The organism is Streptomyces sp. NPDC051684 (genome assembly GCF_044453445.1).
Taxonomy (GTDB): Bacteria; Actinomycetota; Actinomycetes; order Streptomycetales; family Streptomycetaceae; genus Streptomyces.
Genome location: NZ_JBITCS010000014.1, coordinates 167,897 through 193,580 on the forward strand (window position 1 = coordinate 167,897; position 25,684 = coordinate 193,580).

Here is a 25,684-nt window from a genome sequence, read left to right on the forward strand (position 1 = left end):
CACGCCATGCGCAGGAACACGCTCACCACCGTCGCCGCGGCCACCGGCTGCCTCGCCCTCGCCGCGACCCTGACGGGCTGCGGCGGCAACTCCGCCGCATCCGACGCCAGGACCGTCACCGTCTACAGCGCCGACGGCCTCAAGGGCGAGAACGGCGACGGCTGGTACGACAAGGTCTTCAAGGACTTCACCAAGCAGACCGGCATCAAGGTCGACTACGTGGAGGGCGGCTCCGGCGAGATGGTGCAGCGCGCCGTCCGCGAGAAGGTCAACACCCAGGCCGACGTCCTCGTCACGCTGCCGCCGTTCATCCAACAGGCCGACGAGAAGGGCCTGCTCGCGAAGTACGCGCCCAAGGGCTCCGACCAGGTCGACGGCGCCGACAAGGCGGCGAACGGCACCTGGACGTCCGTCGTGAACAACTACTTCGGCTTCGTCCACAACACGAAGGAGCTGAGGACGCCGCCCACCACCTGGGAGCAGCTCCTCGACGCGAAGTACAAGAACAAGCTCCAGTACTCCACGCCCGGCGTCGCGGGCGACGGCACCGCCCTGCTCGTCAAGGCCATGCACGACTTCGGCGGCAAGGAGCAGGCCATGGCCTACCTGAAGAAGCTCCAGGCCAACAACGTCGGCCCGTCCGCCTCCACCGGCAAGCTGGCGCCCAAGGTCGACAAGGGCGAACTCCTCGTCGCCAACGGGGACGTGCAGATGAACTACGCCCAGTCCAAGGACATGCCGAACATCGGCCTCTGGTTCCCGAAGAAGGGCTCCGGCAAGCCGACCTCCTTCGCCCTGCCCTACGCGGGCGGCCTCGTGAAGAACGCCCCGCACACCGCGAACGGCAAGAAGCTCCTGGACTTCATGCTCGACGCGAAGCAGCAGAAACAGGTCAGCTCGGTCGGCGGCGGCTTCTCACCGCGCGCCGACGTGAAGGCCACCGACGACAACGCCGTCGCCCTCGCCAAGATCATGGACGGTGTGCAGATCTTCGAGCCGGACTGGAACGACGTCGCCGAGAACCTCCAGACGTACGTGGACGACTGGAAGACGGCGACCGGCAGCTGAGAGCCCCGGCCGCCGCCGTACATTCCTCAGACCCGGTCGACGAGGTCCGCGATCGAGTCGACCACCTCGGTCGGCCGGAACGGGAAACGGTCTATGTCCGACTGGCCGGTGAGCCCGGTCAGCACGAGATACGTGGTCATCCCGGCCTCCAGGCCCGCGAGCACGTCCGTGTCCATCCGGTCGCCGATCATGGCGCTGGACTCGGAGTGCGCCCCGATGGCGTTGAGCCCCGTCCGCATCATCAGCGGATTGGGCTTGCCCACGAAGTACGGGTCCTTGCCGGTCGCCTTGGTGATCAGCGCCGCCACCGAGCCCGTCGCGGGCAGCACGCCCTCCGTGGAGGGGCCGGTGTTGTCGGGGTTGGTGGCGATGAACCGGGCCCCGCCGTTGATCAGCCGGATCGCCTTCGTGAGCGACTCGAACGAATACGTACGGGTCTCGCCGAGGATCACGAAGTCGGGGTCCGAGTCGCTGAGGATGTAGCCCTCCTCGTGCAGCGCCGTCGTCAGACCCGCCTCGCCGATCACGTACGCCGTGCCGTTCGGCCGCTGGCCGCGCACGAACCGGGCGGTCGCGAGGGCGGACGTCCAGATGTTCTCGACCGGGACCTCCAGGCCGATGCGGTTCAGCCGGGCGTGCAGGTCACGGGCCGTGTACATGGAATTGTTCGTCAGGACGAGGAACGGCTTGCCGGAGTCCCGCAGCTTCTTGATGAACGCGTCCGCGCCCGGGATCGGCACCCCCTCGTGCATGAGGACCCCGTCCATGTCGGTCAGCCACGATTCGATGGGCTTGGGCTCTGCCATGTGTGCGGACTCCTCGGCGATCGATCGACTGACTGCCATCGTATGCACCCGCCCGCCAGGTGCCAGGTGCCACTGGAGCCTCTCGGGATGCGGAACGCGGCCAGGAGCGTGAGGCTGTCTTGAGGAGGTTCACGATGCGTGCAGGACTGCTTGCTGTCGGTGTCGCGGGGGCGGCCGTCCTGGTGACCGCACCGGCCACCGCGGCCCAGGCGGCCGACGGCGGGGGAACGATCACCGTCACCCCGCGCGCCGCCCCCGCAGGCACCGACGTCGACCTGCGGGTGACCGGCTGCGAGGGCGCCGCGGGCAGCGCCAGCTCCGCCGCCTTCGTGGGCCCGGCCCGGCTCGCGCCCTCCGCCGACGAACCCACCCTGTTCGCCGAGGCCCGCGTGAAATCCTCCGCCGCGCCCCGCGCCTACTCGGTCTCGGTGACCTGCGACGGCGTCGAGGGCAAGGTCAAGGGCACCCTCCGGGTCGTCGACGAATCCGCCGCCGGCGCCTCGCCCGTCCCGTCCCCGACCGCCCTCGTGCACGCGGGCGGCGGCGGCACCGCCGGGCGGCAGGCGCTCGCCGTCCACCGGGCCCCCTCGGCCGCGCCCAGCGAGGGCCCCGGCACCCGGCACGCCCTCATCGGCCTGGGTCTCACGGCGGTCGCCGCCGTGGCCGTCGCCGTCCGCAGCACGCGCCGCCGCAGGTCGTCCGGCTCGCAGCCGAGGCGCTGAGTCCGCCATGAGCGACCGGTCGCAGGGGGTCGGGCGACTCCTCACCGGAGTGGCCTGGGCCGTGCTGCTGCTCGGCCTGTGGCTGTGGGGCCGCGGCGCCACCGACCTGAACCTGTCCTCGCCGACGACCGGGGACGCGGCCGCCGTCGGCCGGCCCGCCGACGTCGACCTGCCGCCCGCCCACCGGCCGGTCGGGGGCGCGGCACCGCGGCGCGTGGACATCCCGGCACTGCGCGTCCAGGCACCCGTCGTGGCCCGCGGCCTCGACGGGGGCGGCGCCGTCGACCCGCCGCCGTACGCGCGGGCCGGAGTCGTCGGCTGGTACGGCGACGGAGTCGAACCGGGGGAGCGCGGCACCGCCCTGTTCGTCGGGCACGTCGACACCGAGAGCAGGCCCGCCGTCTTCTACCAACTCAGCGAGGCCGAGCCCGGCGACACGGTGCGGGTGACGCGGGCCGACGGCTCCGTCGCCGGATTCACCGTCGACGACGTCCGGGTGTTCTCCCGCGAGAACTTCGACCCGGCCAAGGCGTACGGGCCGCACCGCTCGGAGCGCGCCGAACTCCGCCTGATCACCTGCGGCGGCACCTTCGACAAGGCCTCGGGAACGTACACCGCGAACGTGGTCGTGTCCGCCTACCTGTCGGACGTGGACAGCGCGCCGCACAGGGCGAGTTGAGAGTGTGCGGCCCACCGGTCCGGTCGGCAGCCCGCTCCCCCGGGGCCGCCGACCGGACAGGTCCTCGACCGTGCGGGCGGCGGGCTGCGGGATGGCCCGGCCTCGACACGGGAGGCTGTGATGGTCCGTCGGATCGGACCGGCCGAGGACTGGGGCCGCTCGTCTCGACTTTGGAGCGGAAGGGCGGATCCGCCCAGAGCAGGACCGCGGGTTCGCGCCGAGTCGGCCTGCGCACGCTGTAACAGGTCCTTGACAAGCGGCGTACGCGCTCGTGGCACGGCAGCGGCGTATGCCACGATTGAGAGCCAGACAGTGCACCCAAGGGGGAGTGGATGTACCGGAAACTGAGGGCTGGAGCGGTCGTCGTGGGGGCGGCGCTGCTCGCGGCGGCTTGTTCGTCGTGCTCCTCCGGAGGCGGGGACAACGAGGGGGACGGGGCGACGGACCCCGTGAAGCAACAGCCCAAGGGCGCCGACCCGTTCTGGGTCAATCCCGACAGCAAGGCCGCGAAGGCAGCGTCGGCGCTCGCGAAGGACGGCAAGGACGACGAGGCCGCGAAGGTCCGCAGGATCGCCGAACAGCCCAGCGGTGAATGGCTGTTGCCGGAGAACGCGGCGGACCAGGCGCGTGGCTTCACCGAGGCCGCCCAGAAGGCGAACCGGGACGCTCTGCTCGTCGTCTACAACATCCCGCACCGCGACTGCGGCCAGTACTCGGGCGGCGGCGCGGCGGACGGAAACGCGTACCGGGAGTTCATCGACCAGGTCGCCTCGGGCATCGGGGACCGCCCGGCGACGGTGATCCTGGAGCCCGACGCCGTGCAGCACATGGTGGACAACTGCACGCCGGAGCAGTTCCACGAGGAGCGCTACGACCTGCTCAAGGGCGCCATCGCGAAGTTCAAGTCCCTGAAGGACACGAAGGTCTACCTCGACGCGGGCAACGCGGGCTGGGGCAAGCCGGACCAGATCTTCGAGCCGCTGAAGTGGTCCGGTATCGACCAGGCCGACGGCTTCTCGGTCAACGTGTCGAACTTCTACACGACCGACGAGTCGGTCAAGTACGGCAAGGAACTCTCGGCGAAGGTCGGCAACAAGCCGTTCGTGGTCGACACGAGCCGCAACGGCAACGGGCCGTACACGGGCGGCGCCGCCGACGAGCGCTGGTGCAACCCGCCCGGCCGGGCCCTCGGCGAGAAGCCGACCACCAAGACCGGCGACCCGCAGGTGAAGGCCTACCTGTGGGTCAAGCGCCCCGGCGAGTCCGACGGCACGTGCAAGGGCGGCCCGAAGGCGGGCGAGTGGTGGGGCGAGTACGCCCTGAAGCTTGCAGGTGGGTGACTCAAGCCCCTGCGGCGATTGAGCAGCAGGGTCCGGGGCGGAGCCCCGAGTCGTGTGCAACGACCAGCTCCCCGGACCCCGCTGCCGCCGCTAAGGCACCCGCACCCACTGCGCCTTGCTCGGCGTCCCCTGATCGTCCGTCACGAACAGCATGTACCAGCCCGACTCCACCAGCGACCGATTCCTCGGCACGGACACCGTCACCGAGTCCGCCGACTTCTTGAGACCGAGGGCGATCGACGTCTGATCCACGTCCGTCACGTGCGTGGAGGCGCTCGGCCGGATCAGCCGCGCCGTCTTGATGGACGACGCGTGCTCCGTCTTGTACGTCGCCGTGCCGCCGCGCCGGATCGTCCGCTCGCCGCCCTCCAGCGTCGGCCGCGAGTCCCGGTACAGATACGGCGGCGTGTACATCTCGATGCGCTGCTCGAACGTGCCGGGCTTGGTGTTGGCCTTGTCGGCGTAGAGCGAGTCCGAGCCGAAGAACAGCACGCGCCCGTCGGGCAGGAGCAGCGAGCCGGAGTGGTAGTTGCGCCCCACATGCGGGTCGGCGACCCGCTTGAACGCGTTCTTCTTCGTGTCGTAGAGCCGGGCCTCGAGGATGTTGGTGTCACTGCGCCCGCGGTAGTCCTCGGAGCCGCCCGAGACGAGGATCGAGTCGTCGGGGAGGATCGAGGCCTGCGGATAACGCGTGCCCTTGTCCAGCGTCGGCCCGTCGACGAACCTCGGGCTCCTGTCCTTCAGATCGACGATCCGGGTCTTCTCGCTGGACAGCTTGGACTCGCCGACGCCACCGCCGCCGACCACCATGTACTTCTGGTCCTGCGCGGGCGGCAGTTCGACGGTATTGGCCGTCTCCAGCATGTTCGGGTCCGAAAGCCCGGGAATCTTCTGGAACTTATTGGTGGTCAGATCCCAAATACCGGGCTTGCGACCGACGTTGTCCGGTCCGTAACCGGCATTCGCGCCCGAGTAGAAGATCTTCCCGTTCTCCATCTGGAACAGCGCGGGATACGTCGGGAACTGGCGGACGTCCTTCAGATACGTCCACTTCTTCGTCTTCGGGTCGTAGACCTCGTTCTTGCCCGGGACCAGCTGCCCGATCTCGTCGAGCCCGGACACCGAGAGGACCTTGCCGTCGGAGAGCGTGGTCAGCGTCGGGTACCAGCGCGCCTCGTTCATCGGGTCGACCTTGATGTACCTCTCGGCGACCGGGTCGAACTCGAAGCTGTCCCTGATCCCCTGGAAGTCCTTCTTGTCCAGGGCGAGCTTCTGCGCGATGCCGTACACATTGCGCGCCTCGGAGCCGGTCAGGCCCTGCACCCGGTAGTTGTCCTGGGTGCCGGTCTCGTACTTGGAGCCCGAGCGCTGCGCCTCGACGTACACCCGGCCGAGGCCCGGCTCGTTGCGCAGGAACTTGCCGGTCGCCTTGTCGAAGACCTTCTTGGCGCGCTCGACCGTGATGTTGTCCTTGGCGACGAACGACTTGCCGTTCTCCTTGCCGGTGAAGACCGTGCCCGCCTTGATGGTCTTGGGCGCGTCCGGGTCCTCGTTGTGCACGATCATCAGGCCGCCGGCCTTGGTGACGTCGCCCTTGAGCTTCTCGTAGCGCTTGGTGCCGCCCGCGATCAGCAGATTCCCGTTCGCCAGCTGCGTATGTCCCGTGCAGAACAGGTCACTTGGCGTGGGAATCTTCTTGATGGTCTTCTTCACCGGGTCGTAGAGCCGGGTGTCGAACTTCTTCGCGTCGAAGTTCTTCTGGTTGTTCCCCGACCCGGCGACGAGCAGGATCTTCCCGGTGTGCAACAGCGCCGCGTGAATCGTGTTCTGGCGCATGTCCTGGGGGAAGTCGATGACGTCCCAGTGCCCGTTCTCGGCCTTGTACTCCGGCTTGTTGATCTTGTACTCGTGATACTTGGCCGATCCGAAGCGATACAGCCAGGGCCCGTTCATCCCGGCCAGCGCCAGGACCACCACCGTGCCGATGACTATGCGCCGGGCACGGCGGCGGCTCGCACCGTCTTTCACTTGTTACGTCCCCCCAGGGAAATCTGCTTGGTCTGATCGTTGCCCCAGTCCACCCGCGTGCCACCGTCATGCTGCTGGGCGGCCCAACTCGGTTTCTGCTGCGGCGCGGCGTGCGCCCGCGCGGGCCGCTCGGCGGGCTCCGGCTGCGGGGTCTCGGCGGGCTGCTGCTTCGGCTTCTTCTTCTCCTGGCGGAGCATGTGGCGCCACGCGAACATCGGCGCCGCGGTGATCAGCAGCGCGAAGGAGGCCCAGGTGATCATCGCCGGGTGGGAGTGGCCGAAGTAGAAGCCCGCGCCGATCGAGCTGCCGAAGATGAGGATGAAGTACCAGTGGTAGCGGAATGTCCCGAACCAGCGGTCGGGGCTTGCCGAATCGCCCTTGGGGGTCACCACGAACTTGCTCTTGCGGCGCAGCAGGGCGTCGAAGAGCGCCTTGGCGTACAGCGGCGCCGACAGCGCGGACATCACCATGCCGGCCACACCGCCGGAGCCCTCCGGCTCGTGCGGCGAGACGTTGTGCCGGCGGTTCCAGATGTAGAGGCCGATCTGCAGCGCCGACGCGTTGCCGTAGAGCATCAGCCAGACCGTCGGGTCGATGTTCACGCCCGAGGCGCCGAGACCCAGGAACAGCGCACAACTCAGCGCTGCCAGGATCCAGTTCATCGCCGCCATCGGGTAGAAGATGATCATCATCGTGTAGTTGAAGAGCTTGCTCGGCGGGAGCGTGAAGAAGCCCTTCCAGTACTGCTTGAGGATCGTCTCGTACGTGCCGCGCGACCAGCGCATCTGCTGGGTGAAGAAGTCGGTCCAGGCGCTGGGTCCCTCGCCGACGGCGAGCACGTCCGGCGTGTATACGGAACGCCACTTCTTGCCGGTGAACGGGTTGCGGTGCCGGTGGATCTCGAAGCCGGTGGCCATGTCCTCCGTGATGGAGTCGTACAGGCCGCCGATCTGCTTGAGCGCCTTGATGCGCACGGCGTTGGACGTGCCGACGAACATGGGCGCGCCGTAGCGGTTGCCCGCGCGCTGGATCAGCGCGTGGAAGAGGAACTGCTGGGACTCGGCGGCCTTGGTGATGAAGTTGTCGTAGTTGCCGTACACCTGCGGGCCGATGACGAAGCCGACGTCGGGGTCGCGGAAGAAGCCGAGCATCCGCTCCAGATAATTGGGCAGCGGCACGTGGTCGGTGTCGACGGAGGCGAAGAAGTCGTACTCGTCGCCGTGCGCGTCCAGCCAGGCGTTGTAGTTGCCGTGCTTGGTCTTGGCGCGGTGCGGGCCCTTCGGCTGGTTCCACTTCGCGACGCCCTTGCGGGAGAAGTGGTGCACGCCGAGCCGCTCGCAGACCTCCTTGACCGCGGGGTCGTCGCCCTCGTCGAGCAGCCAGACGTGCAGCAGACCCCGGTGGCGCAGCTTGACCGCCGCCTCCAGGGTCTTCGTCACCATCTCCAGCGGTTCCTTGCCGGGCACGAACGAGGTGAGGAACGCGACGCGGGTGCCGGTCTCCGGGACCACCGGGATCGGGTCGCGGGCGACCAGCGTCGCGTGCGCGTTCGACAGCACGTTCATGCAGCGGAAGAACTCGATGAGCCCGATCGCCACCAGCATCACGATGTCGAGCGCGGGCAGGAAGTCGTAGGCGGGATAGTCCCGTTCGGTCCAGTGCGCGGGCTGCAGCAGCCAGAACAGCAGGACGAGAGAGAGCAGCGGGGCTGCGCCCAGCATCAGCGCGGCCCGGATCCTGTGCGGCTCCTGTGAGAGCAGCGATCGGTAGCGCACCTTGTACGGCTGGTTCGGATCGGGCTGGGTCAGTGGCCCGGCGAGCCTGCTGTAGTGCTCGTAGTCGTAGCGCGGCAACGATTTCCTGATGCGCCGGAAACCGCCAGTGCGGTGCGGTGGCACTCGCAGCTGGGTCGTCTCGGACGGGTCGAATTCCGGCCGGGCGCCCGTCGGCGTCGACGTCATGAGTCATCCCCCCGCACGCGTCACCGCGTGGTCGTCGGTCCTGCGCCCGGGAACGGGCCCCCTGACCGTGCCCCCGGACGTATCACTGGCGGGCCACCGTCCCACCCTTACCTACATACGTAAGACTGGTACGGCGGCCTTCCGGTTGCATGATGCCCCCCTCGACATCGGTTCATGGGCGGGGCCCCCTCCCCGCGCGCTCGGCAACCGGCTCGGGCCCGGCATGACACGGTGCCCATTTCAACTGCCTTGTACCGTAAGCATCTTGGGAGCCAATGGCTCCATGACAGAGTGCTGTGCCCCGGTTCATGATCGCAAGGCCGATACATGGTGTTTACCGGCCTTGATGCGGGTTGCGTCACTCCGTGAGTGAAGCAACGACGAAGGCCCCCCGCTGCTGCGGGGGGCCTTCGTTTCTGTGCGCCATCAGGGACTCGAACCCCGGACACGCGGATTAAGAGTCCGCTGCTCTAACCAACTGAGCTAATGGCGCCGGTCGACCTGCATAACTTTACCCGACCCTCCTGGGTGCTTCTGACCACTCGACACGCCGGGGATGTGGGTGAATTCTGGCGGTTTCAATCATTCGGACCGTCAACATGCGATTTGTCTGGACAGTTGAGACGCTTCCTGCGTGCGGAATCGAGGCTCGTTATTCCAAAGTCCGGCACCGGAGTGTGAGGGGAATCGCATGGAGCGGATGGAGCGAGGGGACACGGCGGAGCCGATGGGCGCCCCGGTCTTCGAGGACGTCGACCCGGCCGAGGGCTGCGACTGCGCGGGCTGCGCCGAGTGGCGGCGCGCCGTGCCGCAACCGGTGCGCACCAAGGTGGCCGCCCGCCACGCGCTGATCCTCGCCGCCACCGCGGGCACCGTCGTCGGCGGCCTCCAGACCACCCCGGCCACCGCGGCCGAACACCACGAGGCCAGACCACTGACCCCGCCCCCGGTCGACGCGGGCGGCACGACGCCGCAGGGCGGGACGGGACCGCTGCACGGCGCGCCGGCCCCGGCAGCCGGTTCGGTGTCGCTGGTCCAGTCCACGACGCTGCGCAAGACCTCCCGCGCCGCGATCCTCGACCGCGCCAGGACGTGGGTCGAGGCTAAGGTCCCGTACAACATGAACAAGTTCTGGAAGGACGGCTACCGCCAGGACTGCTCGGGCTTCGTGTCGATGGCCTGGGGGCTCCCGGGCAACGAGTGGACCGGGAGCCTCGCCCAGTACGGCACCCGGATCACCAAGGCGCAGCTGCAACCCGGCGACATACTGCTCTTCCACAACCCGGCCGACCCGGAAAAGGGCTCGCACGTCACGATCTTCGGCGGCTGGACGGACGCGTCCCGCACCCGGTACATCGCGTACGAGCAGACCAAGCCCGGCACCCGGGTGCAGGCCACCCCGTACGCGTACTGGAACCATTCGAGCAGCTACGTCGCGTACCGGTACAGGGCGGTCTCGGGCGGCAGTTCCGGGGCGAGCGCGTCGACGAAGTTCCCCGGCGTCAAGTACTTCGGCCCCGGCAAGAACAACGCGTACGTGACGCGGCTCGGCAAGATGCTCGTCGAGCGGGGCGGCAAGCGGTTCTACAAGGTCGGGCCCGGCCCGAAGTGGAGCGAGGCCGACCGCAACGCCACGCGCGCGTTCCAGCGTGCGCAGGGCTGGCGCGGCTCGGCGGCGGACGGCATCCCGGGGCCCACGACCTGGGCGTATCTGGCGACCGGGCAGGGGCGGAGCATCCCGTCGGGGGGCAGTGGCGGCGCCGAGCGGTCCGGTCCTTCGGCCTTCCCCGGCACGGCTAAGTTCCGGCCCGGCGCGGAGAACTCCGACGTGACGCGCCTCGGCAAGCAGCTCGTGAAGAAAGGATTCGGCAGGTTCTACACCAAGGGCCCCGGACCGCGCTGGAGCGAGGCGGACCGGCGCAATGTCGAGGCTTTCCAGCGGGCCCAGGGCTGGCGGGGCAAGGCGGCCGACGGCTACCCCGGCCCCGAGACCTGGCGCCGGCTGTTCTCATGACGCGCAACGCGGAGGGTTCCATGAGCGAAACCGACGGAGGGGCGCGCGCCGCGCGGCTCATCCGCAACGAGTCCACCACCGAGATCCCGGTCCACCTCCTCTTCCGCGACGACCCGGACCCGGTGGCCGTGCCGCTGCGGCCCGCGGTCGTCACCAAGGCCCAGGTCGAGCGCGCGACTCCGACGAACGGGCGCGCGTCCCGGCCCGCACCGGCCCGCCCCACGCCCTCCGTTGACCCCGGCCTGGAGGAGCGGCCCGCACGGGCGCTGCCCGGCGCCTTCGGGGTGTTCGGCGGGGCGGCGGGCGCGGCCGGTGCCGCGGCCTCGCTCGGCTGGGCCGGGGCGCTGCCCCGGATCATGACCGATCTCGCGGGCCTCGACGGATACGCGGGCGCCGGGTTCGGGCCCGCGCAGTGGGCGGCGCTCGCCGGGTCCGGGGCGCTTGCCCTGTTCGGCGTCGGCGGCCTCGCGCGCGGGCGCACCGGCGGGGCCTGGGTGCTCACGCGCTTCGGCCGGTACCGGGGGAGCGTGCGCAGGGCGGGGCTGCTGTGGCTGAACCCGCTGCTCGTGCGCCGCCGGGTCGACCTGCGCCTTCGGCACTGGCGCAGCGAGCCGATGCCGGCGGTCGACACCAATGGCGAGGCGCTGCGCGTCGTCGTGCTCGTCGCCTGGCGGATCAAGGACACGGCGCGGGCGACGCTCGGCACCGAGGACCACGAGACGTATCTGCGCGAGTGCGTGGAGGCGGGGCTCGCGCGGGTGCTGTCGAGGCTGCCCGCCGTGGTCGGCGACCGGGACGCGCCCGTGCTGCGCAACGCCGAGGCCCTCGGCGACCTGCTCACCCGGCGCCTCGCCGAGGACGCGGCCCCGGTCGGCATCGAGGTGTTCTCGGCGCAGCCCACGCGGATCGAGTACGAGCCGGAGGTGGCCGCGGCGATGCGGCAACGCCGGATCGCGACCCTCGACGCGCGCCGTCGGGACAGCGTCCTGACCACGGTCGTGGACTCGGTGGAGGACACCGTGACGCGGCTGACCGCGCGCGGTCTCGTCGATCTCGACGACTACGAGCGCAAGTTGCTCGTGAAGGACCTGACGGTGGCGTTCTACACGGGCCGGGGGGAGTGACGCTCCGGGGGTGAGCGGAAGGGCTCGTGCCGGGAATTGCGATTGGTCTGGACATGCTCAACTCACGGTCCTACATTGTGCGTTGGTCTAGACCTGAACCAGTCGAACCATCGCTGTGCGCACGGCTTCCGGCACTCCCAACACCCCCCAGGAGCGGCAGCATGCGAAAGACCTCGAAGCGTACGAAGGCGTACGCGGCCCTGCTCGGCCTGACGACCGCGGGGGCGTTCGCGCTCTCCGCTGGCGGTGCCAGCGGCCACGGCTACACCGATCTGCCCGTCAGCAGGCAGAAGCTCTGCGCCAACGGCGGTGTCAGTGGCTGCGGCGACATCCAGTGGGAGCCGCAGAGCGTCGAGGGCCTCAAGGGCTTCCCGGCGGCGGGCCCCGCCGACGGCAAGATCTGTTCGGCCGGGCACGGCAACTTCAGCGCGCTCGACGCCCCGAAGCAGCCGAACGGGAACGCCTGGCCGACCACGAAGGTGACGGGCGGTCAGAGCCAGACCTTCCGCTGGCAGTTCACCGCGCGGCACTCCACCACGGACTTCCGCTACTACATCACCAAGGACGGCTGGGACCAGAGCAAGCCGCTGACCCGGTCGGCGCTGCAGACTGCCCCGTTCCTCACGGTCCCGTTCAGCGGCCAGCCGCCGGCGACGCTCTCGCACTCCGGCACGCTGCCCTCCGGGAAGACCGGGCATCACGTGATTCTGGCGGTGTGGACCGTGGCGGACACGGCGAACGCGTTCTACGCGTGCTCGGACGTCACGTTCTGACGTGTGCCTCCCCGGTGCGCCGCCCCACGGTGTACCGGGGTTCGCGGCACCAGCGGTGCACGCCTCGGGGCTCCGCCCCGGACCCCGCGCCTCAATCGCCGGCGGGGCTTGAGGGTCGCCGGGCGGGGCTTGAAGGCCGCCGGGAAGGACTTGAAGGTCGCCGGGAGGGGCTCATGTGAAGGGCGCTTGCACCTCCACATCTGACGGGGTGTCAATTATGGTGCACCGCCATGGGATCCATGACGAAGCTCACCTTCGCGGAGCTGATCCAGGCGCGCTGGGGCGACCACAGGCCCGGGCTCGCGTACGAGGACCAGGTGCTCAGCCACCACCAGGTCGCGGCCGGGGCGGCCGCCCGCGCGGCGCTCCTCGGTGAGCTGCTGCCACGGGCGTCCGAGCCCCACATCGGCCTGCTCCTCGACAACACCCCCGAGTTCCCCCAGTGGCTGGGCGCGGCCGCGCTCTCCGGCGCCGCCGTCGCCGGCCTCAACCCGACCCGGCGCGGCGCCGAGCTCGCCCGCGACATCACGCACACCGAATGCCGGGTCCTGGTCACCGAGCGGGCCCACCTCCCGCTGCTCGACGGCCTCGACCTGCCGGGCATCCGGATCCTGGTGACCGACACCGACGCGTACGAGGAGCTGCTCACGCCCTACGACGGCGCGAAACCGGACGTCGACGACCGGGTCGGACCCGGCACCCGCATGCTGCTCTACTTCACGTCCGGCTCGACCGGCGCCCCGAAGGCGGCGCTGTGCACGCAGGGCCGGCTCGCTGCGGCAGGCCAGTCCCTGGTCACGAACTTCAGGGTGCGCGCGGACGACGTCCATTACATCTGCATGCCCCTCTTCCACGGCAACGCGGTCATCGCGGACTGGGCGCCGGCCGTCGCGGCGGGGGCGGGGGTCGCGCTGCGCCGCCGCTTCTCGGCGTCCGGGTTCCTGGACGACGTACGCCGATTCGGTGCCACGTACTTCACCTACGTGGGCCGGGCCGTCCAGTACATCCTCGCCACCGACGAGCGCCCGGACGACCGCGACAACCCCCTCCGGGTCGGGTTCGGCACGGAGGCAGGGGCCGTGGACGCGGCGCGGTTCGAGGAGCGGTTCGGGGTGCGGCTCGTCGAGGGGTACGGGTCGTCGGAGGGCGGCGCCGCGGTGCAGCGGACGTCCGGCACCCCGGCGGGCGCGATCGGCCTGGCGGCGCCCGGCAGCGACCTCGCGGTGCTCGACCCGGAGACGCGGGCGGAGTGCCCGCCGGCCCGCTTCGACGAGGGCGGGCGGCTCCTCAACGGCGCGGACGCGATAGGCGAGCTGGTCAACCGCGGCCGCTCGCCCTTCGAGGGCTACTGGCGCAACGACGCCGCGTACGCGGAGCGCGTCCGCGAACACGGCTGGTACTGGACCGGCGACCACTTCTACCGGGACGCCGAGGGGTTCCTCTACTTCGCCGGGCGCGGCGACGACAAGATCCGCGTCGACAGCGAGAACCTCGCCCCCGCCATGATCGAGAACATCCTCGCCCGCTGGGACGACGCGGCGGCCGTCGCGGTCTACGGGGTGCCGGACCCGGTGGCGGGGGACCAGGTGATGGCGACGGTGGCGCTCCACGAGGGCCTCGCCTTCGACCCGGCGCGCCTCGATACCTTCCTCCGCGCCCAGCCGGACCTGGGCACGAAGATGACGCCCCGGTTCGTACGGGTGGTGGAACGGATGCCGGTCACCGCGACGAACAAGGTGCGCCGCGGGGAGCTGCGCCGCGAGGGCTTCTGGAGCGGCGGCACCCTGTGGTGGCGCCCACCGTCCGCCCCCGCCTACCGCCCCCTGACCCCCGAGGACCGCACGACCCTGACGACGGCCTACCGCGACCACGCCCGCGACCACCTGCTCACCCCGTCGTGACCCCTGAGCCCCCGGTGGTCAAAAGCACCCCCTGGGGCCAGGTAGTATTTACCTCGTCAACCGGCGCCATTAGCTCAGTTGGTTAGAGCAGCGGACTCTTAATCCGCGTGTCCGGGGTTCGAGTCCCTGATGGCGCACAAGATGCAAGGCCCCCCGCAGTGCGGGGGGCCTTCGTCGTGCATCAAGACGGCTGTCGATCGAGCCCGGGTGGGCAGTTCAAGCCCCTGCGGCGGTTGAGCAGCGGGGTCCGGGGCAGAGCCCCGCGGCCGCAACGCCGTCGCCGGGTGAACGGTCAGATCGCCAGGGAAAGAAGAACCGGCGCCGCTTCCTTGTTGAGCTGCTCCGCCGCATCGTGCAAACGGTGCGCATGCTCAACCGGCAGGGAAAGCGCCAGACACCCCACCGACGCCCCCGCCGTGATGGGAACGGCGGCGCACACCGTGCCCACCGCGTACTCCTGAAGATCCAGCACCGGAACCGTCGCCGGCTGCGAGGCCAGCCGGGACAGCAGCACCTTCTCGTTGGTGATCGTGCGCGAGGTGAGTCGGGCCATCTTGTGCCGGGACAGATGATCCCGCCGCCCGTTCATGTCCAGCTGACCGAGGAGGCTCTTGCCGATGGCGCTCGCGTGCGCCGAGACGCGGAAGTCCACCCACTCGTTGACCGCGGGCGTCCCCGGCCCCGTCGCCATCTGCGTGACCCGGATCTCCCCGTCGACGTAACGGCTCATGTAGACCGCCGCGCCCACGTCGTCGCGCAGCCGGTCGAGCGTGCGCTGGAGCTTCGCGGTGAGCGCGGCCGCATGGCCGTCCGCGGCGCTGAGCCTGGTCAGGGTCTCGCCGGTGATGTACGCCCCGTCGGCGGTCTGCTGCACGTACCCCTCGCGGCGCAGCATGCGCAGCAGGATCGTCAGCTGGTCGGCGGGCAGCGCGGTGACCCGCGCCAGCTCCGTGTCGGTCACGCCCACGCCTCGGTGCGCGACGATCTCCAGCACGCGCAACGCGTGCTGCACCGCCTCGTGCGGCTGGTGCGGGGACGCACCCTGCTCGTGCTTCAGCGCCACGGTTCTTCCCCCTGCATGGACCGGTTCCGGACAGCTGGGCTGAAGTCCACGATAGCCGCCAACACCCCTTTCGGGGGCGCCGGTTGGAGAGATTGGTGGCGCGTTCCGTGCCTCTCAGCAGGAACGCGCCACCGTGGCATATGCCAAAGTCATGCACCACTCGGTGAGCGGCTGGTCACAGGACCGCGCTCAGGAACTCCCTGGTGCGCTCGTGCTCCGGCTCGCCGAACATCTTCTCCGGCGAACCGGACTCGATGATGCGCCCCGAGTCGAACATCAGGACCTGGTCCGAGATGTCGCGGGCGAAGTTCATCTCGTGCGTCACGCACAGCATCGTGATGTCCGTGCTGTGCGCGATGTCCCGCAGGACGTCGAGCACGCCGGCCACCAGCTCCGGGTCGAGCGCCGACGTGACCTCGTCCAGGAGCAGCACCTGCGGCCGCATCGCCAGCGCGCGGGCGATGGCCACACGCTGCTGCTGACCGCCGGAGAGCTGGGACGGGTACGCCTCGCAGCGGTCGCCCAGGCCGACCATGTCGAGCAGCTCCTTGGCCCGCTGCTCCGCCTCGTCCTTGGACAGGCCGAGCACGTTGACCGGCGCCTCGGTGATGTTGCGCAGCACGTTCATGTTCGGGAACAGGTTGAACTGCTGGAACACCATGCCGATGTTCTTGCGGATCTCGCGGATGTGCTTCTCGCCGGCCTGGACGAGCTTGCCGTCCTTCTGCTCGTGCGTGAGGTACTCGCCGCCGACCCTGATGGTGCCCTCGTCGGGCTTCATCAGCGTCATCAGGAGCCGCAGGATCGTGGTCTTGCCGGATCCGGACGGGCCGATCAGCGTGACGTGCTTGCCGGAGTCGACGGAGAAGTCCAGGTTGTCCAGGACGGTGTTGGTGCCGAACCGCTTGGTGACCTTGTCGAAGCGGATGAGCTCGCTGCCGTCGACGGCAGGATTGGGGATTTCCTGGGAAGTGCTGCTGTCAGCGGACAAGACGACGCTCCAGAACTCGCAGAAGAAGGGAAGCCGGGTAGGCGATGACGATGAAGGCGACACCGACGACGCTGATGGCCTCGTAGGTGAAGGTGGTCGAGCTGTAGCTCTGGGCCTCGCCCAGCATGTCAAGGGCGCCGATCGCCATGATCTGCGGCGATTCCTTCAGCATGACGATCACGTAGTTGCCGAGCGCGGGGATCACCCTGCGCACGGCCTGTGGCAGGACCACCGCGCGCCAGGTGCGGCCCTTGGGCAGGCTGAGCGCCGTCGCCGCCTCCCACTGGCCGACGGGCACGCCGTCGATGCCGGCCCGGTAGACCTCGGACGTGTACGTCGAGTAGTGCAGGCCGAGCCCGACGATCCCGGTGACCAGCGGGGACATCGAGATGCCCCAGGAGGGAACGACGTAGAAGAGGAAGAACAGCTGCACCAGGAGCGGGGTGTTCCGGATGAACTCGGTGATCACCGTCACCGGCCAGCTGATCCACTTCTGCTCCGAGCGCTGGGCGATCGCCCACACCAGGCCGAGGACGAAGGCGATGATCGCACCCCAGACGAGGGCCTGAAGCGTGACGACAACGCCGTCCCAGAACTGCGGCATGAAGTCCGCGACGTTGGACCAGTCCCAGTTCACTTGGCACCTCCGGCACCGGTGACGGCGTCGATCGTCGACTTGGAGCGCATCCCGCCGAGGAGCACGCGCAGACCGCCCTGCTCGGGCGCCTGGCCGACACGGCTCTTGGCGTGGCGCTCAAGCAGGCGCATGAGGCGCGTGAAGATGAACGCGAACACGAAGTACAGGACGAGCAGCAGCGTGTAGATCGGCGCGCTGTCGCCGGAGACGAGCCGCTTGAGGTTGCCCGCGAACGTCATGTCGGCCACTGCGATGAGGGACACCAGCGAGGTTCCCTTGAGCAGCTCGATCAGCAGGTTGTTGAACGGCGGGATCATCTCCGGCCAGGCCTGCGGGATCTCGATGCGGCGCAGGCGCTGGGCGCGCGTGAAGTTGAGGGCGATGCCGGCCTCGCGCTGGGCGGGCGGAACCGCGGCGAGCGCGCCGCGCACGATCTCCGAACCGTAGGCGCCGTAGGTGATGCTGAGCGCCAGGATGCCCGCGAACATGGGCTCGAAGTTGATGTGGAACAGCATCGGCACGGTGAACGCGATCCAGAACATGAAGACCAGCGACGACGTGCTGCGGAAGATCTCGAAGTACGCCCCGGAAAGGAAGCGCACGAACCACACGTTGGAGGTGCGCAGGATGCCGATGATGATCGCGACGACGAAGGCGAAGATCGCGCTGAGGACCGTGATCTCGAGCGTGATCCAGATACCCGGCAGGAACCAGTTCTCGAAGAACTTCGCGGACATCATGAGGCGGCTCCCTTGGCAGGGGGGCAGAGTTTCTCGACCGTGAGGTCGGTCATCTCCTTCTTCGTGAAGCCGAAGGGCGCCATGATGCGCAGGAGTTCACCGCTGTCCTTGAGCTTGTGCAGCTCCTTGTTGAACGCGTCGCGCAGGTTCTTCTCCGACTTCCGGAACGCGAATCCGCCCGCTCCGTAGGCCGGCTTGCCGTCGACGACGGGCTGGAAGGGCGGGATGGCCTCGACCCCGCTCTTGCCCTTGATCACGGTGCGGACCGTGACCGCCGTACCGGCGAAGGCGTCGACCCTGCCCTGGCGCACGGCGTCGAGGCCGGCCACCTGGTCGGGCAGGATCAGCATGTCCTTGATGCCGTAGGCCTTGGCGTACTCGATCTCCGCGTAGGCTGTACCCGTCGCGAACTTCAGCTTCTTCTTCGCGACTTCCTCGTACGTCTTGATGCCGTGCGGGTTCCCCTTGCGCACGATGAACGAGTCGGGCATCAGGTAATCGGGATCGGAGAACAGTACCTGTTCGCAGCGATCCGGGTTGATGTACATGCCCGCCGACACCACGTCGAACTGCTGCGCCTGGGTCAGCCCCGGAATCAGCGCGCTGAACTGCGTCGGTACCGCTTTCACCTTGGGCACCCCGAGGCGCGGGAAAATCACCTTGGCGATTGCCGGCGCCTCCCCGGTGACCTCGCCGTTCTCGTCGATGTATCCGAACGGAACCTCACCCGCGACGCCGATCTTGACCTCGCCCGCGTCGCGCAGCCGGTCCAGCAGATCCCCGCCCTCGACCTTCCCCCTCTCCGGCACGCGGCTACAGGCTGCGGTACCGAACACACCCAGCGCCGCCGCCCCCGCACCGTAGAGCAGAGAGCGGCGGCGGACGGGTCTGGCGATGAATCCCTCATTGTTACCAAGTGGTGGAGCCATGGCGCGCCATTACCCGAAGCCCCGGGAGGTATGCCTATCGTTTTCAGCCCTTGATAAAGCCGAGATCTGAATTCACTGCATTACGGCCATGTCCTAACTTCACGCGATTCCAGCGGTGTTGGGGCCGGTGTGACTTGCCACCCCGGACGCGTAGAACGCGTGCGCGGTGCGGAGCACGAGATCGTCCCTGTGCCGCGCGGCCACGAGCTGGAGACCGACCGGCAGTCCGTCCCCGTCGAGCCCCACGGGCACGGAAGCGGCGGGCTGTTGGGTCAGGTTGAAGGGGTATGTGAACGGGGTCCACCCGGTCCATCGTCGCAGGCCGGAGCCGTGCGGGACCTCAACTCCCGCCTCGAACGCGGTGATCGGCACGGTGGGCGTCACCAGCAGGTCGTACGTCGAGTGGAAGACGCCCATCCGCCGCCCGAGCGCCATTCGCGCGTCGACCGCCGCGAGGTAGTCGAGCGCGCTGTACCGGGCGCCCCGGGTGCATATCTCGCGCAGCCCCGGATCGAGCAACTGCCGCCTGGACGCCGGGAGATGCTGCACCACGCGCGCGGCCCCGCTGAACCACAGCGTGTGGAACGCCTCGACCGGATCCGTGAAGTCCGGATCCACCTCCTCGACGTACGCGCCGAGTCCGGCGAGCCGCGTCACCGCCGCGCGCACCACCGCGGCGACGTCGGGCCGCACCGCCACCTGCCCGCCCAGCGTCGGCGAGTACGCGACCCGCAGCCCCCGCACCCCGCCGTGCAGCGCGTCCCGGAAGCCGCCGGCCGGCGGGCCCGAGGCCGACCAGTCCCGCGGGTCGGGGCCCGAGATCACGTCCATCATCAGCGCCGAGTCGGCCGCCGTGCGGGCCAGCGGCCCCACGTGCGACAGCGTGCCGAACGCCGACGCCGGATACAGCGGCACCCGCCCGTACGTCGGCTTGAGGCCGAAGATCCCGCAGAACGAGGCCGGGATCCGCACCGAACCCCCGCCGTCCGTGCCGAGCGACAGCGGACCCGCGCCCACCGCGACCGCCGCCGCGCTGCCGCCGCTGGAGCCGCCCGCCGTGCGCGAGGGGTCGCACGGATTGCGGGTCGCGCCCGACAGCGGCGAGTCGGTCACGCCCTTCCAGCCGAACTCGGGCGTCGTCGTCTTGCCGACGAGGACCGCGCCGTGCTCGCGCAGCCGGGCCACCGAAGGCGAGTCCTCGTCCCAGCCGCCCTGCTCGGAGACCGTCAGCGAACCGCGCAGCGTGGGCGCGCCCTTCTGCAACAGGATGTCCTTCACGGACACCGGCACCCCGTCGAGCAGGCCCGTCGCTTCGCCCTCGCGCCACCGCCGCGCGCTCTCCTCCGCCCGGGCGAGCGCACCGGCCGTGTCGACCCGCACGAACGCGTTCAGCGCCGGTTCGGTCTCCTCGATCCTGGCGAGCACGGCGCGGGTCGCGTCGACCGGGCTGAACTCTCCCTTGCGATATCCCTCGATGAGGTCCTGCGCGGTCAGTCCGATGAGCTCGCTCGTCATCCGCCCTCCAGCACCAGCGCTCGCGATACGTTGCCGGGGACCTACCCAGGATCACCTCGTCAGGCACGGACATCGCGGGGAAACCGGCAGGCAATGAAGATCCGCTTTCCTGGACGCGAGAAGTCGGGAACAGCGGCCCATTTCACGAAGACCGTAAAGATCGAACACGCCTGCCGACATGTGCGGATTGACCCCGCAGGCACCGGAACCTACCGTCGACAACAGAGGTACTCCACTAGGGTTCCTGCACCTTGTTTCGCGCTGTGTCGCTGTCCCGACGTCCCGGCGGTTCGCCGGCTCAAGCACCACACCGGCATTGATCAGTCAGCTGAACATGGGGCCTGCTCATGGACGTCTCATTCCTGGGGGGACCGAAACCGCAGCGCGGTGTGGGTGTCGTCGCACCGTTCGACTTCGCTCTCGACCGCGAGCTGTGGCGCTGGGTGCCCGACCATGTCTCTCTCCACCTCACCCGTACTCCGTTCGTGCCCGTCGAGGTAGGACTCGACCTGGCCCGTCTGGTCAGCGAGCACGAGACGCTCGGCGAGGCGGTGCGCGCGCTCGGCGCCACCGGGCCGGAGGTCCTCGCGTACGCCTGCGCCTCCGGCAGCTTCGTCGGCGGGCTCGCGGGGGAGCGGGCGCTGTGCGCGGCGATGCGGCGGGCCGGCGAGCTGCCCGCCGTGACCACGTCGGGGGCCCTGCTCGAGGCCCTGTCCGAACTGGGCGCGCGGCGCATCGCCCTCGTCACGCCCTATACGAAGTCGGTCACCGAATCCCTGGAGGAGTATCTGGCGGAGGCGGGGATCACGGTCACCGGGCGGGCCTTCCTCGGGCTGACCCGGCACATCTGGAAGGTGCCCTACCGGGACGTGGCGGCGATGGCCAGGGAAGCGGCCGGTTCCGGGGCCGAGGTGCTCTTCATCAGCTGCACCAACCTCCCGACGTACGACGTCATCCCGCAGCTGGAGGCGGAGCTGCGGGTGCCGGTGATCTCGGCCAATCAAGTCACGATGTGGGCAGCCCTCGCCCGACTGGGTACGCGTGCGGTGGGGCCGTACCAGGCGCTGCTCGATCCGGCGGCGCGGGTGTGGCCCCCGTCGGAGCTGCCGGGGGCGCTGCCTCCGGAGGAGCTGCCGAGGGAACGGTCGAAGGAACAGGAAGGGTGGGCATAGCGCATGACCTCGCTGGGATTTCTGTACCCCGGACACTCCGCGGAGGACGACTACCCGCGCATCGAGATGCTGATCGACAGCGATGTGCGGCTGCCCGTCGTCCACACCGACATCGGTGAGGACGCGCACCGGGTCGACGCGCTCCTGAAGATGGGCGCGCCCGACCGGCTCGCCGCGGGCGTCGAGGAGCTGCGGCTGTCCGGCGCGGAGGCGGTGGTCTGGGCGTGCACGTCCGGGAGCTTCGTCTTCGGCTGGGACGGTGCGCACGAACAGGTCCGCGGGCTCGCGATGGCGGCGGGGCTGCCCGCGTCGAGTACGTCCTTCGCCTTCGCGCACGCGCTGCGGGAGGTGCGGGCGCGGCGGGTGGCGGTCGCCGCGACCTATCCGGAGGACGTGGCGGACCATTTCGCCGCGTTCCTCAAGGCGGCCGGGGCGGAGGTGCTGTCGGTCCGAGGCAGCGGGATCATCACGGCGGCCGAGGTGGGTACGTGGGGCTGGGACGAGGTGCGCGCCATGGCCCGCGCGGGTGACCACCCCGACGCGGACGCGGTGCTCCTGCCGGACACGGCGCTGCACACGGCGGCGTACGTCCGTGACCTGGAGGCCGAGCTCGGCAAACCCGTCCTCACGGCGAACCAGGTCACGGTCTGGGAGGCATTGCGCCTGGTCGACCGTCGGGTCAACGCGCCGGCCCTCGGCGCCCTCTTCACGAAGGAGCCGGTGGTCCAGGTCTGACGGGCCGCGCCCACCCGTCCTCCAGCCTCGGGGCTCCGCCCCGGACCCCGCGCCTCAATCGCCGGCGGGGCTTGAAGGTGCCGTCCCGCCTTGGGCAATCTGCCGCCTTGGGCGGCAGGGTGGGCAGGGCGGCCCCCGGTGCCGCGCAAGCGTCGATACGGCCCCCGCCACGGTGCGGGAATAAAGCGGAGTGGGCCTCCGTTACGTCGGGGTCCAGTCAGCAACCGTACGTACGTATTCGCAGGAGGACCCGTGATCCGCGGCGCAGCCCTCGGGACCGCACCCACCCCGCTCTCCGTCCTGGACCTGGTCACCGTGGGCGCCGGCCGTACGGCCACCCAGGCGCTCCGCACCAGCGTCGACATCGCCCGCCTTGCGGAAAACCGGGGCTACCACCGGTACTGGGTCGCCGAGCACCACTCGATGCCCGGCGTCGCCTCCAGCAGCCCCGCCGTGATCCTCGCCCACCTCGCGGCCCACACCGACCGCATCCGCCTCGGCTCCGGCGGCGTCATGCTCCCCAACCACGCCCCACTGGTCATCGCGGAGCAGTTCGGCACGCTGGAGGCGATGGCCCCGGGCCGCGTCGACCTCGGCCTCGGCCGCGCCCCCGGCACCGACGGCGCGACCGCCGCCGCGCTGCGCCGCACGGACCGCCTCAACGAGGGCGCCGACGACTTCCCGCAGCAGCTCGTCGAGCTCACCCGCTTCCTCGACGACGACTTCCCCGACGGCCACCCGTACTCCCGCATCCACGCCGTCCCGGGCCCGGTCCAGGCCACCTCCCCCGACGGCGTACAGGACCCGAACCGCCCGCCGATCTGGCTCCTCGGGTCCTCCGGCTTCAGCGCCCGGCTGGCCGCGACCCTCGGCCTCCCGTTCGCCTTTGCGCACCACTTCTCGGCGCAGAACACCCTCCCGGCGCTCGACCTGTACCGCGAGAACTTCCGCCCGTCCGAGCTGCTGTCCGAGCCGTACGCCCTCATCGGCGTCTCCGCCCTCGCGACGGACGACGACGGCACGGAGGCCCGTCGCCAGGTCCTCGCCGCCGCCCTCAACATGGTCCGGCTGCGCACCGGCCGCCCCGGCCTCGTGCCGACGCCCGAGGAGGCGGAGGCGTACCAGTTCAACGAGATGGAGCGGGACTTCGTCCAGTCCTGGAACTCCAACGTCATCCACGGCACCCCCGACGAGGTCCGCTCCGGCCTCGACGAACTGCAAAAGCGCACGGGCGCCGACGAGTTGATGCTCACGGCCAACGCGCACGGCGGCGACGTACGACTTCGTTCCTACGAACTCATCGCCGACGCCTACGGGTTGCCGCGCCCCTGACGGTTCATGGCCGCGTGTCGGCGGCGGATCACCGGCGCTCCGCGAGGAGCCCAGAGATACGATCCGCCGCCACCGGCCGCGAGTAGAGCCACCCCTGCCCGGTGTCGCAGCCGAGTCGGCGCAGCCGCTCTGCCTGCTCCGCCGTCTCCACGCACTCGGCGGTCACGGTGAGCCCGAGCCGGTGTGCCAACTGCACGAGCGCCTCGACGATCATCGTGTCGGCCGGCTCCGTGGGCGCGGCCCCGTCCTCCCGGAACCCCCGCACGAACGCCCCGTCGAGCTTGAGCACCGACACCGGAAGCCGGCTGAGGTACGCGAGGTTGGAGTACCCGGTGCCGAAATCGTCGATGGCGATGCGCACACCCATGTCGCTCAGCGCCCGCAGGGCCTGCATCGGCCGCCCCGTCGGCCCCATCACCGCCGACTCGATCAGCTCCAACTGGAGGAGTTCCGGCGGCAGTCCGGTCTCGGCGAGGATCTGCGCGACGTCCGCCACCAGGTCCGAGTCCCACATCTGGCGCACCGCCACATTCACGCTCACGAACACCGGCGGCGCCTCGCGGTGCTCCATCTGCCAGCGCCGCGCCTGCGCGCACGCCGTCCGCAGCACCCACCGCCCCAGCTCCACGATGGAGCCGTCCTCCTCGGCCAGTCCGATGAACCGATTCGGCGTCAACAGGCCGAACTGCGGGTGCCGCCAGCGCACCAGCGCCTCGACCCCGCTCAGCCCGCCGCCCGCCATCTCCACCAACGGCTGGTACTCCAGGGCGAATTCACCCCGGTCGACCGCGGGTCGCAGGCTCGACGACAGCGCCTGGCGGGTCATCCGGTGGGCGTTGCGCTCCGGGTCGAAGAAGGTCCAGCGGGCCTTCCCGTCCGCCTTCGCCCAGTACAGCGTGGTGTCGGCCGCCTGCATCAGGGCCGTCGTGCTGGTGCCCGTGACCTGCCGCTCGACCACGCCGATCGAGGCGGAGACCGACACCTCCTGACCGGCCAGGTCGAAGGGCTCCCGCAGCGCGTCGAGTACCGACCGGGCGAGCTCGGCCAGCTGCTCCGTACCGGTGGAGTCCTCGACGAGCAGCGCGAACTCGTCGCCGCCGAGCCGGGCCACCAGCGGGGCGCCCGCGGCGCTCTGCGCGCGGTCCGCGCAGTGCGTGAGCCGCTCGGCGACGGCGACGAGCAGCCGGTCGCCGACGGGGTGCCCGAGCGCGTCGTTGACCGCCTTGAATCCGTCGAGGTCGAGCAGACAGAGCCCCACGCGCCCGGTCGCGTCCGCGCTCTCGTACGCCCCCGCCTCCAGGGCCGCGGAGACGCGCTCGAAGAACAGCGCGCGATTGGGCAGCCGGGTCAGCGGATCGTGCAGCTCCAGATGGTGCAGCCGGTCCTGGAGGCCGCGGTGCGCGGTGATGTCGCCGAGCGAGAGCAGCACGGCCTCGGCGTCCGGGAGCGGTGACACCGTGACGCGCAGCCAGACCGAGTGGCCCGAGGGGTGCTTGAGGCGGCGGGTGCGGCTGAGCCGGGCCTGGCGCCCGCGCAGGATCTCCCGGTAGGCGTCCGCGGTGCGCGGGTCCGAGTGCAGGTCGAGCAATTCGTCGACGGTGCGTCCGAGCAGGTGACCCGGGCCCTCTCCAGCCCCTTCGCCGGCCTCCGTGCCGGCTCCCTCACCGGTGTCCTCGCCGCACAGCAGCGTGCGCGCCGCGTCGTTGGCGCCGACGATCACGCCTTCGCGGTCGACGACCGCCATGGCCAGCGGCGACGTCGCGAACGCCGGGCGGTAGAGGGCCTGGGTGGACGGGTGCCGCGAAGCCGACCGCACGCCCTCACTCTCCGTGACGTCCGAGGTCTCCGTGAGTCCAGGGATCCCCGCGAGGGGATCGTGGCGTCGGCCGGGCGGGGCCACCCAGCGCGCGGTCGTTGGCCCTTCGGGCTGTGCGCTCACCGCTCGCTCCCGTGGTGCGTCGGATGGTTGCGTGGTCTGCTACGGCCGGGTCCCGGCTGGAAAGTGTGCCGATCATAGAGGCAGGTCGGACGGCCTATCCAGCCTGGAATGCGGTCTACACGGGTTCCGGACCTCGGGACCCCGTCCCAGTAGATCGTTTCTGCTCGCCGCTGCCACAGGTTCTGTCGTGGCCCGATCGCCGCCGATCGGCTGTG

21 protein-coding genes and 2 tRNA genes are annotated in these 25,684 nt (G+C 70.0%); 12 read left to right on the top strand and 11 right to left on the bottom strand.

The features are described 5' to 3' along the window. Positions 1 to 6 precede the first annotated feature (6 nt). Positions 7 to 1,068 carry a 2-aminoethylphosphonate ABC transporter substrate-binding protein gene (locus ACIA8D_RS18995; protein WP_399233510.1) on the top strand — a complete coding sequence of 354 codons (1,062 nt, stop codon included), beginning with the start codon at positions 7 to 9 and terminating at the stop codon, positions 1,066 to 1,068. Positions 1,069 to 1,094: 26 nt separating this feature from the next. Here ACIA8D_RS18995 and ACIA8D_RS19000 read toward each other — a convergent pair whose 3' ends face one another. Next, positions 1,095 to 1,874, bottom strand: a complete 780-nt coding sequence (locus tag ACIA8D_RS19000; protein WP_385760173.1) for an HAD-IIA family hydrolase — start codon at positions 1,872 to 1,874, stop codon at positions 1,095 to 1,097. A gap of 134 nt (positions 1,875 to 2,008) precedes the next feature. Between ACIA8D_RS19000 and ACIA8D_RS19005 the strand changes: the two genes are divergently transcribed. The 3 genes from ACIA8D_RS19005 (at position 2,009) to ACIA8D_RS19015 (ending at position 4,615) form a co-directional block, all read left to right on the top strand. Further along, positions 2,009 to 2,596, top strand: coding sequence for a hypothetical protein (locus tag ACIA8D_RS19005; RefSeq protein WP_399233512.1), 588 nt, complete (start codon positions 2,009 to 2,011; stop codon positions 2,594 to 2,596). 7 nt (positions 2,597 to 2,603) lie between these two features. Then, complete coding sequence (locus ACIA8D_RS19010) at positions 2,604 to 3,275, top strand: class F sortase (protein ID WP_399233514.1); 672 nt, start codon at positions 2,604 to 2,606, stop codon at positions 3,273 to 3,275. A gap of 332 nt (positions 3,276 to 3,607) precedes the next feature. Next, positions 3,608 to 4,615, top strand: a complete 1,008-nt coding sequence (locus ACIA8D_RS19015; RefSeq protein ID WP_399233516.1) for a glycoside hydrolase family 6 protein — start codon at positions 3,608 to 3,610, stop codon at positions 4,613 to 4,615. Positions 4,616 to 4,705: 90 nt separating this feature from the next. On the opposite strand, the gene ACIA8D_RS19020 is transcribed toward ACIA8D_RS19015, so the two are convergent. The 3 genes from ACIA8D_RS19020 to ACIA8D_RS19030 form a co-directional block, all read right to left on the bottom strand. Beyond that, positions 4,706 to 6,643 (bottom strand): galactose oxidase-like domain-containing protein, encoded by a 1,938-nt coding sequence (locus tag ACIA8D_RS19020; protein WP_399233518.1) that lies wholly within the window; start codon positions 6,641 to 6,643, stop codon positions 4,706 to 4,708. Continuing rightward, positions 6,640 to 8,604, bottom strand: coding sequence for a glycosyltransferase family 2 protein (locus ACIA8D_RS19025; protein ID WP_399233520.1), 1,965 nt, complete (start codon positions 8,602 to 8,604; stop codon positions 6,640 to 6,642). The genes ACIA8D_RS19020 and ACIA8D_RS19025 overlap by 4 nt, the downstream gene beginning before the upstream one ends. Positions 8,605 to 9,023: 419 nt before the next feature. Beyond that, positions 9,024 to 9,097: transfer RNA gene (locus ACIA8D_RS19030), tRNA-Lys, on the bottom strand. Positions 9,098 to 9,331: 234 nt separating this feature from the next. On the opposite strand from ACIA8D_RS19030, the gene ACIA8D_RS19035 reads away from it, so the two are divergent. The 5 genes from ACIA8D_RS19035 (at position 9,332) to ACIA8D_RS19055 (ending at position 14,553) form a co-directional block, all read left to right on the top strand. Beyond that, positions 9,332 to 10,618, top strand: a complete 1,287-nt coding sequence (locus ACIA8D_RS19035; RefSeq protein WP_399233582.1) for a peptidoglycan-binding protein — start codon at positions 9,332 to 9,334, stop codon at positions 10,616 to 10,618. A 20-nt stretch (positions 10,619 to 10,638) separates the two neighbouring features. Beyond that, complete coding sequence (locus ACIA8D_RS19040) at positions 10,639 to 11,742, top strand: SPFH domain-containing protein (protein ID WP_399233522.1); 1,104 nt, start codon at positions 10,639 to 10,641, stop codon at positions 11,740 to 11,742. 161 nt (positions 11,743 to 11,903) lie between these two features. Next, on the top strand, positions 11,904 to 12,515 hold the full coding sequence (locus ACIA8D_RS19045; RefSeq protein WP_399233524.1) for a lytic polysaccharide monooxygenase: 612 nt from the start codon (positions 11,904 to 11,906) through the stop codon (positions 12,513 to 12,515). 230 nt (positions 12,516 to 12,745) lie between these two features. Further along, positions 12,746 to 14,416: an AMP-binding protein gene (locus ACIA8D_RS19050; RefSeq protein ID WP_399233526.1), complete on the top strand. Its 1,671-nt coding sequence runs from the start codon at positions 12,746 to 12,748 to the stop codon at positions 14,414 to 14,416. Positions 14,417 to 14,479: 63 nt separating this feature from the next. Further along, positions 14,480 to 14,553: transfer RNA gene (locus ACIA8D_RS19055), tRNA-Lys, on the top strand. A gap of 155 nt (positions 14,554 to 14,708) precedes the next feature. Here the strand turns inward: ACIA8D_RS19055 and ACIA8D_RS19060 are convergent. The 6 genes from ACIA8D_RS19060 to ACIA8D_RS19085 all read right to left on the bottom strand — a co-directional run bounded on the left by ACIA8D_RS19060 (position 14,709) and on the right by ACIA8D_RS19085 (position 20,291). Continuing rightward, positions 14,709 to 15,479 carry an IclR family transcriptional regulator gene (locus ACIA8D_RS19060; RefSeq protein WP_399233529.1) on the bottom strand — a complete coding sequence of 257 codons (771 nt, stop codon included), beginning with the start codon at positions 15,477 to 15,479 and terminating at the stop codon, positions 14,709 to 14,711. Between the two features lie 175 nt (positions 15,480 to 15,654). Further along, positions 15,655 to 16,470 carry an ectoine/hydroxyectoine ABC transporter ATP-binding protein EhuA gene (gene ehuA, locus ACIA8D_RS19065; protein ID WP_399233531.1) on the bottom strand — a complete coding sequence of 272 codons (816 nt, stop codon included), beginning with the start codon at positions 16,468 to 16,470 and terminating at the stop codon, positions 15,655 to 15,657. Further along, positions 16,460 to 17,107: an ectoine/hydroxyectoine ABC transporter permease subunit EhuD gene (gene ehuD / locus ACIA8D_RS19070; protein ID WP_399233533.1), complete on the bottom strand. Its 648-nt coding sequence runs from the start codon at positions 17,105 to 17,107 to the stop codon at positions 16,460 to 16,462. The genes ehuA and ehuD overlap by 11 nt, the downstream gene beginning before the upstream one ends. Continuing rightward, positions 17,104 to 17,847, bottom strand: a complete 744-nt coding sequence (ehuC, locus tag ACIA8D_RS19075) for an ectoine/hydroxyectoine ABC transporter permease subunit EhuC (RefSeq protein WP_399233536.1) — start codon at positions 17,845 to 17,847, stop codon at positions 17,104 to 17,106. The genes ehuD and ehuC overlap by 4 nt, the downstream gene beginning before the upstream one ends. After that, the gene (ehuB, locus tag ACIA8D_RS19080; protein WP_399233539.1) at positions 17,844 to 18,776 is read right to left on the bottom strand and encodes an ectoine/hydroxyectoine ABC transporter substrate-binding protein EhuB; all 933 of its coding nucleotides are present in this window, start codon (positions 18,774 to 18,776) and stop codon (positions 17,844 to 17,846) included. The genes ehuC and ehuB overlap by 4 nt, the downstream gene beginning before the upstream one ends. A 99-nt stretch (positions 18,777 to 18,875) precedes the next feature. After that, positions 18,876 to 20,291, bottom strand: coding sequence for an amidase (locus ACIA8D_RS19085; RefSeq protein ID WP_399233540.1), 1,416 nt, complete (start codon positions 20,289 to 20,291; stop codon positions 18,876 to 18,878). 347 nt (positions 20,292 to 20,638) lie between these two features. On the opposite strand from ACIA8D_RS19085, the gene ACIA8D_RS19090 reads away from it, so the two are divergent. From ACIA8D_RS19090 to ACIA8D_RS19100, 3 genes are all read left to right on the top strand, one after another. Then, a complete protein-coding gene (locus ACIA8D_RS19090) occupies positions 20,639 to 21,463 on the top strand; it encodes an aspartate/glutamate racemase family protein (protein ID WP_399233542.1) in 825 nt (274 codons plus the stop codon). A gap of 3 nt (positions 21,464 to 21,466) precedes the next feature. Further along, positions 21,467 to 22,198 carry a decarboxylase gene (locus tag ACIA8D_RS19095; protein WP_399233544.1) on the top strand — a complete coding sequence of 244 codons (732 nt, stop codon included), beginning with the start codon at positions 21,467 to 21,469 and terminating at the stop codon, positions 22,196 to 22,198. 252 nt (positions 22,199 to 22,450) lie between these two features. Continuing rightward, on the top strand, positions 22,451 to 23,530 hold the full coding sequence (locus ACIA8D_RS19100) for an LLM class flavin-dependent oxidoreductase (RefSeq protein WP_399233546.1): 1,080 nt from the start codon (positions 22,451 to 22,453) through the stop codon (positions 23,528 to 23,530). Positions 23,531 to 23,558: 28 nt separating this feature from the next. Here ACIA8D_RS19100 and ACIA8D_RS19105 read toward each other — a convergent pair whose 3' ends face one another. Continuing rightward, positions 23,559 to 25,469, bottom strand: a complete 1,911-nt coding sequence (locus ACIA8D_RS19105) for a putative bifunctional diguanylate cyclase/phosphodiesterase (protein WP_399233548.1) — start codon at positions 25,467 to 25,469, stop codon at positions 23,559 to 23,561. Positions 25,470 to 25,684: the final 215 nt, after the last annotated feature.